12 protein-coding genes are annotated in these 14,460 nt (G+C 69.8%); 11 read left to right on the top strand and 1 reads right to left on the bottom strand.

Annotated elements, in window-relative coordinates:
* The first annotated feature begins 20 nt into the window (after window positions 1-20).
* The 6 genes from rimP (at window position 21) to ABLG96_RS11695 (ending at window position 7,277) form a co-directional block, all read left to right on the top strand.
* Window positions 21-782, top strand: coding sequence for a ribosome maturation factor RimP (rimP, locus tag ABLG96_RS11720; RefSeq protein WP_353651476.1), 762 nt, complete (start codon window positions 21-23; stop codon window positions 780-782).
* Window positions 783-789: 7 nt separating this feature from the next.
* Window positions 790-1,827: a transcription termination factor NusA gene (gene nusA, locus ABLG96_RS11715; RefSeq protein ID WP_353647570.1), complete on the top strand. Its 1,038-nt coding sequence runs from the start codon at window positions 790-792 to the stop codon at window positions 1,825-1,827.
* A gap of 16 nt (window positions 1,828-1,843) precedes the next feature.
* Window positions 1,844-2,176, top strand: coding sequence for a YlxR family protein (locus tag ABLG96_RS11710; protein ID WP_353647569.1), 333 nt, complete (start codon window positions 1,844-1,846; stop codon window positions 2,174-2,176).
* Window positions 2,177-2,272: 96 nt separating this feature from the next.
* Window positions 2,273-5,176 carry a translation initiation factor IF-2 gene (gene infB / locus ABLG96_RS11705; protein WP_353647568.1) on the top strand — a complete coding sequence of 968 codons (2,904 nt, stop codon included), beginning with the start codon at window positions 2,273-2,275 and terminating at the stop codon, window positions 5,174-5,176.
* A gap of 162 nt (window positions 5,177-5,338) precedes the next feature.
* The gene (gene rbfA / locus ABLG96_RS11700) at window positions 5,339-5,959 is read left to right on the top strand and encodes a 30S ribosome-binding factor RbfA (protein WP_353647567.1); all 621 of its coding nucleotides are present in this window, start codon (window positions 5,339-5,341) and stop codon (window positions 5,957-5,959) included.
* Between the two features lie 238 nt (window positions 5,960-6,197).
* Window positions 6,198-7,277, top strand: coding sequence for a DHH family phosphoesterase (locus tag ABLG96_RS11695; RefSeq protein ID WP_353647566.1), 1,080 nt, complete (start codon window positions 6,198-6,200; stop codon window positions 7,275-7,277).
* A gap of 148 nt (window positions 7,278-7,425) precedes the next feature.
* On the opposite strand, the gene ABLG96_RS11690 is transcribed toward ABLG96_RS11695, so the two are convergent.
* Window positions 7,426-8,532 (bottom strand): carbohydrate kinase family protein, encoded by a 1,107-nt coding sequence (locus tag ABLG96_RS11690; RefSeq protein ID WP_353647565.1) that lies wholly within the window; start codon window positions 8,530-8,532, stop codon window positions 7,426-7,428.
* A gap of 114 nt (window positions 8,533-8,646) precedes the next feature.
* Between ABLG96_RS11690 and ABLG96_RS11685 the strand changes: the two genes are divergently transcribed.
* The 5 genes from ABLG96_RS11685 (at window position 8,647) to truB (ending at window position 14,433) form a co-directional block, all read left to right on the top strand.
* The gene (locus ABLG96_RS11685; protein WP_353647564.1) at window positions 8,647-9,510 is read left to right on the top strand and encodes an aldolase; all 864 of its coding nucleotides are present in this window, start codon (window positions 8,647-8,649) and stop codon (window positions 9,508-9,510) included.
* Window positions 9,507-10,652, top strand: a complete 1,146-nt coding sequence (locus ABLG96_RS11680) for a Gfo/Idh/MocA family oxidoreductase (protein WP_353647563.1) — start codon at window positions 9,507-9,509, stop codon at window positions 10,650-10,652. Before ABLG96_RS11685 ends, ABLG96_RS11680 begins: the two co-directional genes overlap by 4 nt.
* Before the next feature lie 268 nt (window positions 10,653-10,920).
* Window positions 10,921-11,919 (top strand): LacI family DNA-binding transcriptional regulator, encoded by a 999-nt coding sequence (locus tag ABLG96_RS11675; protein ID WP_353647562.1) that lies wholly within the window; start codon window positions 10,921-10,923, stop codon window positions 11,917-11,919.
* A gap of 13 nt (window positions 11,920-11,932) precedes the next feature.
* The gene (locus tag ABLG96_RS11670) at window positions 11,933-13,468 is read left to right on the top strand and encodes an MFS transporter (RefSeq protein WP_353647561.1); all 1,536 of its coding nucleotides are present in this window, start codon (window positions 11,933-11,935) and stop codon (window positions 13,466-13,468) included.
* Window positions 13,465-14,433: a tRNA pseudouridine(55) synthase TruB gene (truB, locus tag ABLG96_RS11665; protein WP_353647560.1), complete on the top strand. Its 969-nt coding sequence runs from the start codon at window positions 13,465-13,467 to the stop codon at window positions 14,431-14,433. The genes ABLG96_RS11670 and truB overlap by 4 nt, the downstream gene beginning before the upstream one ends.
* Window positions 14,434-14,460: the final 27 nt, after the last annotated feature.

Genomic DNA, 14,460 nt, shown 5'->3' with positions numbered 1-14,460 from the left:
ACTGCAGAGGCGAGGTGAGCATGGCGGAGGAACAGCGCTGGCACGACCTGGCCGAGCAGGTCGTGAACCGGGCCGGTTTCGACCTCGAGGAGCTCGAGGTCCAGGCCGCGGGACGCCGCAAGATCGTGCAGGTGATCGTGGACGGCGACGACGGACTCCCGCTGGACGCCGCAGCCGAGATCAGCCGGGCGCTGTCCGCCGCCTTCGACGAGGCCGAGACGCAAGGCGTCGATGCCTTCGGAGGCGTCGCCTACACCCTCGAGGTCACCAGTCCCGGTATCGGTCGACCGCTCACCCTGCCGCGGCACTTCGCCAGGGCCCGTGGGCGCCTGGTCGCGGTGACCACCCACGCCGGGACACGCACCGTGCGGATCCTCGGCACCGCGCAGGACGGCAGTGTGCTGCAGGTGCTCTCCGGCAAGCACGGCACCGATCCCGAGGACATTCCCCTGAGCGCGATCAGCCGCGCCAAGGTCGAGGTCGATTTCTCCGGTCCGTCCGCCGCGGTCCGGGAGATCCTCCGCCAGGACCCGCGGACCGCCGACCGCTTCGCGGACGCAGCGGACCAGGCGACCCAGCTCGAGGAGACCGACCTCCAGGACCCGGCCGACGGCGAGCTCGACGACGAAGGCCAGGGCGACCCGGACCACGACGGAGATCTCGACGACAGCGACATCGACCACGGACAGCACGACCACGGACAGCACGACGACGGACAGCACGACGACGGACAGCACGACGACGGACGGCACGACGACAGCACGGATCAGGAAGGGAAGTGACCGCACCATGAACGTCGACATCAGCAACCTCCGCCTTCTCGCGATCGAGAAGGACATCCCGGTGGACTCCCTCATCGAGACCTTGGAGGCGGCGCTGCTGACCGCCTACCGGCACACCGACGGGCACTCGAACGACGCGCGGGTCACCGTAGATCGGCAGTCGGGTGCGATCCAGGTGCTCGCCGTCGAACGCGATGCCGACGGCATGGTCAGTCGCGAATGGGACGACACCCCGCACGACTTCGGCCGGATCGCCGCCAGCACTGCACGGCAGGTCTTCACCCAACGGTTCCGGGACGCCGACAGCGAGCGGGTGTTCGGCGAGTTCGCCGGGCAGGAGGGCGAGCTCATCACCGGCATCGTCTCGGCCGACGCCAAGGTCAACGCCCGCGGGGTGATCGTGGTCAGCCTCGGCGACGTCGAGGGCGTGATCCCGGCCGCCGAGCAGGTGCCGGGGGAGAAGTACATCCACGGCCAGCGCCTGCGGTGCTATGTGGTCAGCGTGGCGCGCGGGATGCGCGGGCCGCAGATCACCCTGTCCCGAACGCATCCGAACCTGGTCCGGAAACTGTTCGCACTGGAGGTGCCGGAGATCGCCGACGGCAGCGTGCAGATCACCGCAGTGGCCAGGGAAGCCGGTCACCGAACCAAGATCTCGGTCGAGGCAACCGTCCCCGGTGTGAACGCCAAGGGCGCCTGCATCGGGCCGATGGGCTCTCGGGTGCGGGCCGTGATGAGCGAGCTGAACAGCGAGAAGATCGACATCATCGACCACGACGACGATCCGGCGACGTTCGTCGGCAACGCACTGTCGCCGTCGCGGGTCGTCTCGGTGACGGTCGTGGACGCGGCGGCGAAGGCGGCGAGGGTGGTGGTCCCGGACTTCCAGCTCTCGCTCGCGATCGGCAAGGAAGGCCAGAACGCCCGGCTCGCTGCGCGACTGACCGGCTGGCGGATCGACATCCGGTCGGACGCGGCCGAAGACGCCGCCGACACCGGTGCGAGCACCCGACCCGGCGGCGAGCCCGGTCACGGCGCTCGCTGATCGGGCGTAGACTCGAGTGTCGGACCGTTCCCCGGATCTCCTCACCCCGTCCTTGCGGACCTGCGTGGGGTGTCGTCGGACAGAGCGGCCCGAAGTTCTGCTGCGGGTGGTGCTCGGTACCCAGGCTGATCCTGACTCAGATCGGGAGACGTACGAGGCCGTGCCCGACCCGCGCCGTCGACTTCCCGGTCGCGGTGCCTGGATCCATCGCACGGTGCGATGTGTCGGGGACGCAGAGCGCCGGCAGGGGTTCCGACGCGGCTTCCGCGTCCGGGGCCAGGTCGACACCCACCGTCTCCAGCTGTTCGTGGCGGAGACGACTGATGAAAGAGCAGGCGATCGATCGTGAGCACTCAGTGAAGTCCCAGCAATGAGCATCACCGTCTAACTCGAGGTCGTGCGCCGGAGAACCCTCCTGCCGCCCGGCCTCACCGTGAGGAGAGCAGTGGCAGGCAAGGCCCGCGTCAGCGCAATCGCAAAAGAGCTGGGACAGTCCAGCAAAGAAGTCATCGCCAAGCTCCAGGAGCTCGGCGAGTTCGTGAAGTCCGCTTCCTCGACCATCGAGGCCCCCGTCGTTCGCAAGCTCCGCGAGGCCTATCCGGCCTCCAGCGGTGCCGCGAACGGCAGTGCCCCGTCCGCAGGCAGTTCGGCTCCGGCCGCACCCGCAGCGGAATCGTCGGCGGCGGACAAGCCCTCGCCCGGTCGTCCCGGCGCCCCCAAGTCCAGCCAACCGGCGGCAGCCCCTGCCCTGCAGGTACCGGCCGCTGCAGCGCCCGCTGCAGCCGCTCCGGTGGCGGCAGCCTCGGATCGCCCGGCGTTCTCGGGGGCGTCCTCTGCGGCTCCCGGTCCCCGACCGGCGGCTCCGCGACCTGCAGAGACTCCGGCGCCTGCTCCCGCAGCGCCCGCTCCGGCCGCAGCAGCTCCGGTCGCTGCTTCCGAGGCGCCCAGCCCCGCGGCAAGGGCAGACGCCCCGGACACCCGTCCGGCCGATGCGCCGCCGCGTCCCCGCTCCACGGGTGGCGTGCCCGGTGCTCCACGGCCGCCGCGGATGGGCAACAACCCGTTCCTGCAGCAGACCGGTCGACCGGCTCCCCGCCCGGGCGGTGCCCCCGGCGCCGCACCGCGTCAGGGCGATCGTCCCGGCGCCCCCAGTGCCGGTGGTCCCCGTCCCGCAGCCGGTTCCCGTCCCGGCGCCCCCGGCGCCCCGGGTGGCGCCCCGCGTCCTGGTACGCCGGGCGGTCGTCCGCCGACAGCTGGTCGTCCGGGTGCCCCGGGCGGCACGCCCGGCGGCGGTTTCCGCGGTCCTGGCGGCCCGGGCGGTGCGCCCGGTGGTGCTCCCGGCGGTGCGCCAGGTGGCTACCGCGGTCCCGCAGGTGGCGGCGGTGGTCGTCCCGGTGGCGGCGGCCCCAACCGTGGCCAGGTCGGCGGTGCCTTCGGGCGCGGTCGTGGTGCCGGTCCGGCCCGAAAGGGGCGCAAGTCCAAGAAGCAGCGTCGTCAGGAGTTCGACACCCTGCCCGCGCCGTCGATCGGTGGCGTCACGCTGCCCCGCGGCAACGGCACGACTGTCCGTCTCGTGCGGGGCTCCTCGCTCTCCGATTTCGCCGATCGCATTGATGCGAATCCGGCAGCCATGGTCCAGGCGCTGTTCCACCTGGGTGAGATGGTCACGGCGACGCAGTCGGTCTCGGACGACATCCTGGAGCTGCTCGGCTCCGAGATGGGGTACGAGATCGAGATCGTCTCGCCCGAGGACCAGGATCGCGAGCTGCTCGAGCAGTTCGACCTGAGCTACGGCGAGAACGACGGCGGCGAGGAAGAGCTGCGGATCCGTCCGCCGGTCGTCACCGTCATGGGTCACGTCGACCACGGCAAGACCAAGCTGCTGGACGCTCTGCGTCACACGAACGTCGTGGACAAGGAAGCCGGTGGCATCACCCAGCACATCGGTGCCTACCAGGTTCCCGCCGAGCTCGAGGGCATCGATCGACTGATCACCTTCATCGACACCCCGGGTCACGAGGCGTTCACCGCCATGCGTGCCCGTGGTTCGAAGTCCACGGACATCGTGGTGCTGGTGGTCGCGGCCGACGACGGCGTGATGCCGCAGACGGTCGAGGCGATCAACCACGCGAAGGCCGCCGACGTCCCGGTCGTCGTCGCGATCAACAAGATCGACAAGGAAGGCTCCAACCCGGACAAGATCCGGCAGCAGCTGACCGAGTACGGCCTGGTCGCCGAGGAGTACGGCGGCGACACCATGTTCGTCGAGGTCTCCGCGCGCCAGCGGACCAACCTGGACGGACTGCTCGAGGCGATCCTGCTCACCGCCGACGCAGCGCTCGATCTGCGGGCGAACCCGGCGATGGAGGCCCAGGGTGTGGCCATCGAGGCACACCTGGACCGCGGCCGCGGCGCCGTGGCCACGGTGCTCGTGCAGCGCGGCACCCTCCACGAGGGCGATTCGATCGTGGCCGGCGAGGCCTACGGCCGCGTCCGCGCCATGTTCGACGACAAGGGTGTCCGTGTGTCGGAGGCCCCGCCGTCGTTCCCGGTGCAGGTGCTCGGGTTCACCTCGGTGCCCGGTGCCGGCGACTCGTTCATGGTCGTCGAGGAGGACAAGGTCGCGCGGCAGGTCGCCCAGGAGCGGCAGGCACGTGGCCGCAGGGCGCAGGTCGCCAACCGTCGCCGCATCACCCTCGAGGACCTGGGAACGGCCCTCAAGGAGAAGAAGATCGAGCAGCTCACGATGATCATCAAGGGCGACAACTCCGGCACCGTCGAGGCGCTGGAGGATTCGCTCCTGAAGATCGAGGTGGGCGACGAGGTCAATCTCCGGGTCGTGCACCGCGGCGTGGGCGGGATCACCCAGGACGACGTCAACCTGGCGTCCACCACCGATGCGATCATCATCGGCTTCAACGTCAAGCCCGTCCGTGGCGTGGCTGAGCTGGCCGATCGCGAAGGCGTGGACATCCGGTACTACACGGTGATCTACCAGGCCATCGACGAGGTCGAGGCTGCGCTCAAGGGCATGCTCAAGCCCGAGTTCGAGGAGATCCAGACCGGCTCCGCGGAGATCCGGCAGGTCTTCCGTAGCAGCAAGTTCGGCAACATCGCGGGTTCCATCGTCCGGTCCGGAGAGATCCGCCGGAACGCCAAGGCCCGGTTGCTGCGCAACGGTGTGGTGATCAACGACCACCTGGTGATCGATTCGCTCCGACGCGAGAAGGACGACGTCACCGAGGTCCGCGACGGTTTCGAGTGCGGTATCGGGCTCGGGACGTGGAACAACATCGAGGTCGAGGACACGATCGAGACCTACGAGATGCGCGAGAAGCCTCGCGCCTGATCCGACGTGCGGGTGCGGGGACCGGACACGGTCCCCGCACCCGTCGCTTTCGGACCTGCACCCCATCCGCGTCCCGGGACTCGACCGCACGACGGCCGAGGGGAGGACGTGTTCGTCGCCCGGCGTTTCTGTCCGGGCGACGTCGAGCGAAGGAGAACGACCATGGCCGATGCACCGAGGGCCCGGCGGCTGGCCAAGCGCATCATGACCATTGTGGCCACCGAGCTGGAGTACCAGGTCAAGGACCCGCGGCTGGCGATGACCACCATCACGGCCGCGACCGTCACCCCCGACCTGCGGGAAGCCACCGTCTACTACACGGTCTACGGCACCGACGAGGAGCAGCAGTCGACGGCGATGGCGCTGGCCTCGGCCAACGGTGTGCTGCGCAGCGCCGTCGGCAAGCAGACCGGGATCAAGTTCACCCCGACCCTGGCGTTCAAGGCCGACACCGTCCCGGTGACGTCCAAGGCAATGGAGGATCTGCTCGAGGCAGCCAGGGCCGCCGACGCCGAGATCGCCCACCGGGCCGCGAACGCGACCTATGCGGGCGATCCCGATCCGTACAAGGCCCCGCGAGAGGTGCTGGACGACGACCTCGACAACGACGAGGACGACGAGGACGACGCACTCGAGGACGAGGACGGCGACACCCGCAGGCCGGTGGGCGGTCGGGTCGAGGTCGACGACCTCGAGTTCGACGACGAGATCATCCGGGACGCTGCCGTGCGGACCGACCCGCCGGCTGCTCCGGTGGCGGACGAGGACGCGCACCGGCGCTGATCGCCGTCGGTCACCGTGGATGCCAGGGGATCACGCGCGTGTCGACCGCGCTCCGATCCCTGTCGCTGACCCCGGCGCCCGGTATCCCGGCGAGGTGCCTGGTTCGCCGGAACCGCTCTGACACCACTGGTAGCGTCGCGATGACCTGTCAACACCCCCGGTCTTCCCGCGGGGCACCACCATCCCGGATGCGCATTCACACCGGCGTCCCGCACGAACGCACGAGGGGAAGTGATCGATGGTCACGCCGGTGGCGGGCGCAGCGCAGGGTTCTTCGGTCGGCGACGACAGTGATCCCTCGGCCGGGCCACTGCCTCCGACTGTCCGGTCCAGCACCGCGCCGATCGAGGACCATGATCGGGCTGCCGTCATGGAGCTGTTGTGCAGTGCGGAGAGAGTGCTGATCCTGGCGCACCGCAATCCGGATGCGGACGCCCTCGGTTCGGCGCTCGCACTGGCCCGCGGTCTGCAGATGCGCGGATGCACCTGTTGGGTGAGCTTCGACCAGCCACGGGAGGTGCCCAGAAGTCTGGCCGGGCTGCCCGGTGCGGCGGGGGTGGTCCCGGCGGACGACTGGTTTGCCGACGGCAGCCACCAGCCCGACCTGGTGGTGACCGTCGACTGCGGCGCGGCCGAACGCGTCGGGCGGTTCGAAGCGCTGCTGGCCACCGCCGTCCCGGTGCTCGTGATCGACCACCATGCCTCCAATCCCGGATTCGGTGATGTCAACTTCATCGATCCCGGAGCCGACTCGACCACTGTGCTGATCGACGGGCTGCTGGCCGATCTGGGCATTCCGCTCGATGCCGAGTTCGCGACCCTGCTCTACGCAGGGCTGGCCACGGACACCGGCAGCTTCCGCCGAGCAGACGCAGAATCCCTGCGATCGGCGGCTCGGTACTTGGACGCCGGAGTCGATGGCGACGCACTGCTGCGGCGGCTCAGCGACTCGCATCCGTTCGGCTACCTGCGAGCGCTCGCACGAGCGCTCGCCCGGGTCGAGCTGCTGCCTGCCGCGGCCGGCGGGCTGGGCCTCGTGCACACCCTCATCACGGTCGAGGATCTGCGGGATGCCAGGTCCGAGGACGCCGAATCGGTGATCGACGTGATCCGCACGGCCGAGGAAGCCGCTGTCGCCGCCGTGTTCAAGGAACAGTCGGACGGATCATGGCTGGTCTCGCTGCGCTCCCGGCAGCCGGTGATGGTCACCGGGATCGCCCAGGGATTCGGTGGCGGCGGCCACGCCTTCGCAGCCGGATACTCCTGGCTGGGCGACCACGACACCGGCCTGCGGGCGCTGCTGGCGGCACTGGGTTGAGCCCGGAGGTTCACCCATCACCCGCCCGTGGCAGGGCACTGGCTCTACTCGTGGTTCGACGAAGCGCAGTCCGGAGTGCCGAAGCTGGACAGTCGCGACGACGACGGGGCGGGCGACGTCCAGCCCGGTGATGTGAAACCGGAGAAGGTCATCGGGCGTCGATCGTTGCTGCTGCGGGACGGAGTTCGTCCGGTGCCGGATGCTCGAACAGGCTGCCTCTGATACGGCGGACGGCGGTGTCGGCGGCCAGCGCGATGGCCTCGTGCGGTGTGCGCCCCGAGAGGATCCCGGCGATCAGACCGGCGGTTGCTGCATCACCCGCACCGGTGGTCGCGAGGGCTGCATCGCCGGTGGGCAGTGCGGGCGCCGTGAAGCTGCGGGTGTGCCAGGACTGCTGCAGTCCGGCCAGCATCGGGACGGACGCGAAGCGAGCAGCATCGGCGGTCGCGACGGCGAAACCGTCGGCGCCACCGGACACCACGGCGATCGCGACGCCACGATCGACCAACCACGAGGCCCAGCGCTGGAGCTCGATGCCCGGGTCGTCCCCGTCCGCGTCGTCATCGGAGGCGTCGCAGACGGGCGCGACCCGGCCGACGGCGCTGACGAGGTCGTCGCGGCTGGGAGAGCAGATGTCCACCTGCGGCAGGACCCGGTCGAGAACGCGTTGCCAGTGCGCCCGTGAAGCGTCATCGGGTCCGGACACCACTGCCAGATCGAGGGATGTGGCCAGGCCCGCATCGCGGGCACGGTCCAGCAGGGCCGCGAGCGGAGCCCCGTCCTCGCCGACCAGGGCCGGTAACAACGAGGGATACCCGACGTGCAGGAGCGCTGGTGCGTCAGGGAGTCCCCGAGCGCCGTGCCTGAGATCCACCGCGCTGCCGTCGAAGGACGTGTTGACCCCGCCGTGGTGCCAGAACGTCCGGTCGACGCCCGGCGGTTGTACGACCACGGAGTACGAAGTGGTGCCGCGCACCGTGCGGATGCCCGAGGTGTCCAGACCGAGCCGGGAGAGCAAGGGGCCGACCACGGTGCCCAGCACGTCGTCACCGACGTCGGCGGCCACCGTCACCGGGATGCCCAGCACCCGGAGCGCGCCGGCGGTGTTGGCCACCGAACCGCCGCTGCTGATCGTCAACGGACCGGTGGCGAACAGATCTCCCGGCACCATCGACGGCGCGGCAGAGAACGAGGGCTGCAGATCGACGCAGATGTGCCCGACCACCAGCACACCACGTTGTGGATCGACGGTCATCGGTGGCACATTACCCTGCTAGACAACGTTGTCTCACCTCTACTATCGTCTGGGAGCCACGGGACAACGATGACCACGGAAGGGTTTCGGGCCACCCCGGGCCCGGACGCACACATGAGCACACCAGGAAGTTCCTATCGTCTCAACCGGTTGTTCGATCCCCGCTCGGGCCGTGCGCTCGACGTTGCGGTCGACCACGGATTCTTCGGCGAACGTTCCTTCATCACCGGCATCGAGGACATGCGTGCCACCATCGACACCCTGATCGAGGCCGGGCCGAACGCGATCCAGCTGAGCCCCGGCCTGGCGCCGGTGCTGCAGGGCACGTCGGCCGCGAACAAGCCGGCGCTGGTGATGCGTACCGACATCGCCAACGTCTACGGCAATCCCCTCGACGAGCACCTGTTCTCGTTGGTGTTCCCCGATGCGATCGAACAGGCGGTGCGCCTCGACGCTGTCGCAGTGTGCGTCAACCTGCTTCACCTGCCCGGCCGGCCCGAGATCCGCGAGCACTGCATCCGCGGCATCATGGCGCTGCGCCAGGAAGCGACCCGCTACGGCATGCCGCTGATGATCGAGCCGTTGGTGATGCAGGACAACAGTTCCGGCGGCTACATGGTCGACGGGGAGACCGACAGGATCATCACGCTGGTCCGTCAGGCGCGGGAACTGGGTGCCGATCTGATCAAGGCAGATCCGACGAACGAGGTCGGCGACTACCACCGGGTGATCGAGGTCGCCGGTTCCGTTCCGGTGCTCGTCCGCGGCGGTGGCCGGGCTCCCGACGACGAACTGCTGGCCAGGACCCAGGCCGTCCTCGAGCAGGGCGCCCGCGGAATTGTCTACGGCCGCAACGTGATCCAACATCCCGATCCGGCGGGCATCACCCGGGCGTTGATGAGCATCCTGCACGAAGGGGTCAGCGCCGGGGACGCGCTGGCCACCCTGCAGTCACGATCCGCCGGTGGCGCCGCATGAGCGCGCGGAGGGTCGGTGTCGGGATCATCGGTGGCGGTCTGATGGGCCGGGAGATCGCTGCTGCGATCGCCCGCTGGCCGGCGCTCATCGATCACCCGGTGCGGCCGGAGGTGGTGTCGGTCGCCGACATCAACCCTGCCGTGCTGCCGTGGTTCGCGGAGCTGCCGACCGTGACGCAGACCGTGACCGACTACGCCGGGATGTTGGCCAACCCGGAGGTCGACGTCGTGTACGTCGCGGTCCGCCATGACCTGCACGAGCAGATCTACACCGACGTGGTGAAGGCCGGCAAGGATCTGTTGGCGGAGAAGCCCTTCGGGATCGATCGCGCCGCTGCCGAGTCGATCCTGGCCGCGATCGAGTCCTCCGGACGGTTCGTCCGGGTGTCCAGCGAGATGCCGTTCTTCCCCGGTGCGCAAGCCGCGATCGAGCGCGTCGCGTCCGGCAGGCTCGGCAGGTTGATCGAGGTCTACAGCGGCTTCCTGCACTCCAGCGACTACCACCCGGACAAGCCCGTCAACTGGAAGCGTCAGGTTGCCACCTGCGGCAAGGCCGGGGTGATGAACGATCTCGGGTTGCACGCCTGGCACGTACCGCTGCGCCTGGGCCTGCGCCCCGAGAAGGTGCTGGGGGTGCTGCAGGATCTGGTCCCGACCCGTCCCGGCGCCGACGGCACACCGGTGGTCTGCGACACCATCGAGAACGCCCGCATCCTCGCGTTCGTCCCGGGCGCCGCTGCCGGCGGAGCGTATGCACCCGTGCCGCTGACCGTCGACACCCAGCGCATCGCGCCGGGGGAGAAGAACACCTGGATCTTCCGGGCGGTGGGAATGGACGGTGCGGTGGAGTTCAGCACCGCCCAGACCAAGATGCTGCGGGTGCTCGAGCGCACCAGCGCCGATCCGAGTTGGCAGCTGATCCAGACCGGGAGCCAGTCGGTCTGGCCCACCGTCACCGGGCCGATCTTCGAGTTCGGTTTCTCCGACGCGATCCTGCAGATGTGGGCTGCGTTCCTCGCGGAACGCGCCGGCGCGCTGGGTGCGAGGTTCGGTTGCGTCACCCCCGAGGAAGCGGCCTTCACCCACCGGCTCTACGACGCGGCCTGGGCCTCGTCAAAGACGCTCACCGCGACTGCTCCCTGAGCGACGTTCGCCGGCCCCGGGCGCGGGCCGGCGCCCCATCGAATCGGCACGGATGCGTGTTGCCGGCGCCCGTTCGGCGTAAAGACGCCGAACGGGTGGACCGGGTGGACCGGGCGGCCTGGGTGGACCGGGCGGCCTGCCGGTCCGCCTCCTGCCGGGCGCCGCTCGGGGATGAACGCCGAGCGGGTGACGTAAGGTCTGACCCTGGACAACCGGGGGAAGCGAGGGCCGTGGAATGACGTCGAGTTCGCCGCAGCGACGTCCGACGATGAACGACATCGCCCGCGATGCCGGGGTCAGCCTCAAGACCGTCTCCCGGGTCGTCAACCGGGTGGCCTCGGTCGATCCCGAGATGACCGACCGCGTGCTCGCCTCGATCCGCCGCCTGGACTACCGGCGCAACGACCTGGCTGCCAACCTGCGCAGCGGGACGGAGACCCGGACCATCGGGTTCGTCACCGCTGACCTGCAGAACGCGTTCTACACACCCATCGCGACTGCACTGGGTGCGGTCGCCAGCACCCGCGGATTCCACCTCATCACTGCCTCCTCCGACGAGGATCCGGACGTCGAGCGGATCACCACCCTCGATCTGTGCCAGCGCAGGGTCAGCGCGCTGGTGGTGGTGCCGACCTCCGGGGACCACGGCTACCTCGCACCCGACGTCGCGTCCGGGGTTCCGGTGGTGTTCGTCGACCGACCCGGATCCGGTCTGCTCGCCGACGAGGTGCTGCTGGACAACAGCGGCGGGGCGGCCTCAGCGATCAGCGACCTCATCGACCGGGGACACCACCGCATCGGCCTGCTCCTGGACAAGCCGGAGATCCACACCATGCGGGAGCGGCTGGTGGGAGCCGAGAAGGCCCTGGCCGCCGGCGGACTGGCGCTCGATCCGGCCTTGGTGAGCTACTCGGTACACGTGCCGGAGGACGTGCCGGCAGCACTGTCGGCGATGCTGGCCCTGGATGATCCACCGACGGCGGTCTTCTGCGGCAACAACCGCGCGCTGATCGGCGCCGTCGAGTACGTCTGGCATGCCGGAATCCACCTGCAGATCTCGGGTTTCGACGATTTCGAGACCTCGCGGCTGCTTCCGTTGCAGGTCACCATCGTCGGGTACGACGCGGCCGAGTTGGGTCGGACCGCTGCTGGGCTGATCTTCGACCGGCTCGACGGCGACGACAGTCCTCCGCACCGAGTCCTGCTGCCGACGGAGCTGCTCGTCCGTGGGGGAGTGCCGTCGGCCGCGAGCCTGTCGCACCTGTGACCGGGATGGTGCGATGAGCCTCCCGACCGAGATCGCTCCCACCCCGCGCCGCGCCTGGCTGATCTGGAGCGTCGGCGCCGGGGTCTACGTGCTGGCCGTCTTCCACCGCTCCGCACTGGGCGTGGCCGGGCCGATGGCCGCCGAACGGCTGAACATCAGCGCCGGGCAGTTGTCGTCGTTCGTCATGCTGCAGCTGGCCATGTACGCCGCGATGCAGGTTCCGACCGGTCTGCTGGTGGACAGGTTCGGGCCCCGGCGGATGTTGCTCGCCGCGACGCTGACGATGGGGACCGCCGAGGTGCTGTTCGCATTCGTCACCTCCTACCCGCTCGCGCTGCTCGCGCGGGGACTGCTCGGCGTCGGGGATGCGATGACCTACATCTCGGTCCTGCGGCTCGCCGCCGGGTGGTTTCCCGCTCCTCGCTACCCGATCATCACCTCCTACACCGGTCTGTTGGGAACCTTCGGCAACCTGATCGCGACCATCCCGTTGACCGGCCTGCTGCACCAGCTCGGCTGGACGCCCACCTTCCTGACGGCCGGAGCCGTCAGCCTCGGCTATGCGCTGGTGCTCGTCCGCAAGGCGACGGTCGCGCCGTTCCGGGAGGTCGGCGATGCCGGTTCCCCGGTGGCGGGCGCCCGGGTGGTGACCGAGGTCAAGGCTGCTTGGTCGATGCCGGGTGGTCGGCTCGGGTTCTGGGTGCACTTCACCACGATGTCCGGGTCGGTGGTCTTCAGCGTGCTCTGGGGATTTCCCTATCTGACGCAGGTGATCGGCCTGAGCGTCGCAACGGCATCCGGCTGGTTGCTCGGCATGGTGGTGGTCGGTCTGTTCGCCAACCTCGTCGTCGGTCGGACCCTCGCGCGCCGACCGGACATCCGGACCCACATCGCGGTGATCGTGTCACTCGGCTGTCTGACCGGGTGGATCCTCCTGGTGGCGTGGCCGCACGGTCGGCCGCCGATTCCGGTGGTGGCCGCGGTGGTCGCCGTGCTCGCTGTCGGTGGGCCCGCTTCGGCGGTGGCATTCCAGTTGGCGCGCGACTACAACCCGCGTCACCGGATCTCCACGGCCACCGGCCTGGTGAACATCGGCGGCTTCTGTGCCGCGGTGATCGGCACCTTCGCGGTGGGCGCCATCCTCGACCTGGTCGACGGAGACAGCCCCGTGCACTCGGCCGAGGCCTTCCGCTGGGCGTTCGGCGCACTGGCCGTGTTGACGGCGTTCGGTCTGTGGCGACTGCTGACCTGGTGGCTGCGCACCCGGGCCGTGGTGCTGCTGGCCGAGGCCCGCGGTGAGGACGTCCCGGTACGTGTCCAGCGCCACCGCTTCGAGCTGGTCGACGACGCCATCCTGGCACAGGAAGCGCTCAGGGCCGAGCAGGCCAGGGCTGTCGCCGAGGGCGCCGACCACGGGCTCGAGGGCGCCGACCACGGGCTCGAGAACACCGACGGTGCCGACGGCGGCGACGTCACCGGGCGCGCGGACACTGCCACCGATCCGCCCCGAATCCCGAGGACTTCCCAGGACGAGGAGAGAACATCGTGACCAGGCCCCCGCCCGAGTACCCGGAAGGCGGTGGAATCCTGTTGGTGGACAAACGATCCGGGCCCACTTCGCATGACGTCGTCGGACGGTGCCGCGGTCTGCTGCGTACCCGCAAGGTCGGCCATGCCGGCACCCTCGACCCGATGGCGACCGGTCTGCTGGTGATCGCAGTGGATCGCTGCACCAAGCTGCTCGGCCACCTGGCGCTCACCGACAAGACCTACACGGCCACCATCAGGCTCGGGATCACCACCGACACCGACGATGCGCAGGGCAGCAGCATCGCGGTCGCCGACCCCGGTGTCGTTCCAGCGGTGACCGAGCAAGCGATCCTGGCGGCCATCGCCGCGTTGACCGGCACCATCCAGCAGCGGCCGAACTCGGTGTCGGCCATCAAGGTGGACGGTCGCAGGGCCTACGACCGGCACCGCGCCGGGGAGGAGTTCGAGCTGCCTGCCCGCGAGGTCACGGTGCGCCGCTTCGAGCTCACCGGGCCCGAGAGGCGTCTCCAGGCGCCGGACGGCCGCGGCGGGACGGTCCAGGTGATCGACCTCCCGGTCGAGGTCGAGTGCACCACAGGCACCTACGTCCGCGCGCTGGCCCGCGATCTGGGCGCGGCTCTGGGCACGGGCGGTCACCTGACCGCGCTGCGCCGGACCGCGGTGGGGCCGTTCTCCGTCGACGGTGCGCTCGACGTCGGGGGCAGGGGTGAGGACATCGACGAGCCGGCGGCCACCGCTGCTGCCGCCGCGGTGATCCCGGCGGCCACTGCGGCCGGGCTGGCCTTCGTCCGGCGTATCGCCTCCGGACAGGAAGCTCTCGATCTCTCCTTCGGCAGGAGCCTCACTCCGACCGGTGAGCCGGGGCCGGTCGCCGTAGTGGACGCGGCGCAAGGGATCCTGCTGGCGCTCGTGCAGGACGCCGGCGACCGGGCGAAGCCGCTGGTGGTGTTCGCCGCGCGGTGACCCGTGGTGCTCATGGGGCAGACTGAC

This window comes from Nakamurella sp. A5-74 (assembly GCF_040438885.1).
In the GTDB taxonomy this organism is placed as follows: domain Bacteria; phylum Actinomycetota; class Actinomycetes; order Mycobacteriales; family Nakamurellaceae; genus Nakamurella.
This window is presented reverse-complemented; position numbering and strand designations above follow the sequence as displayed.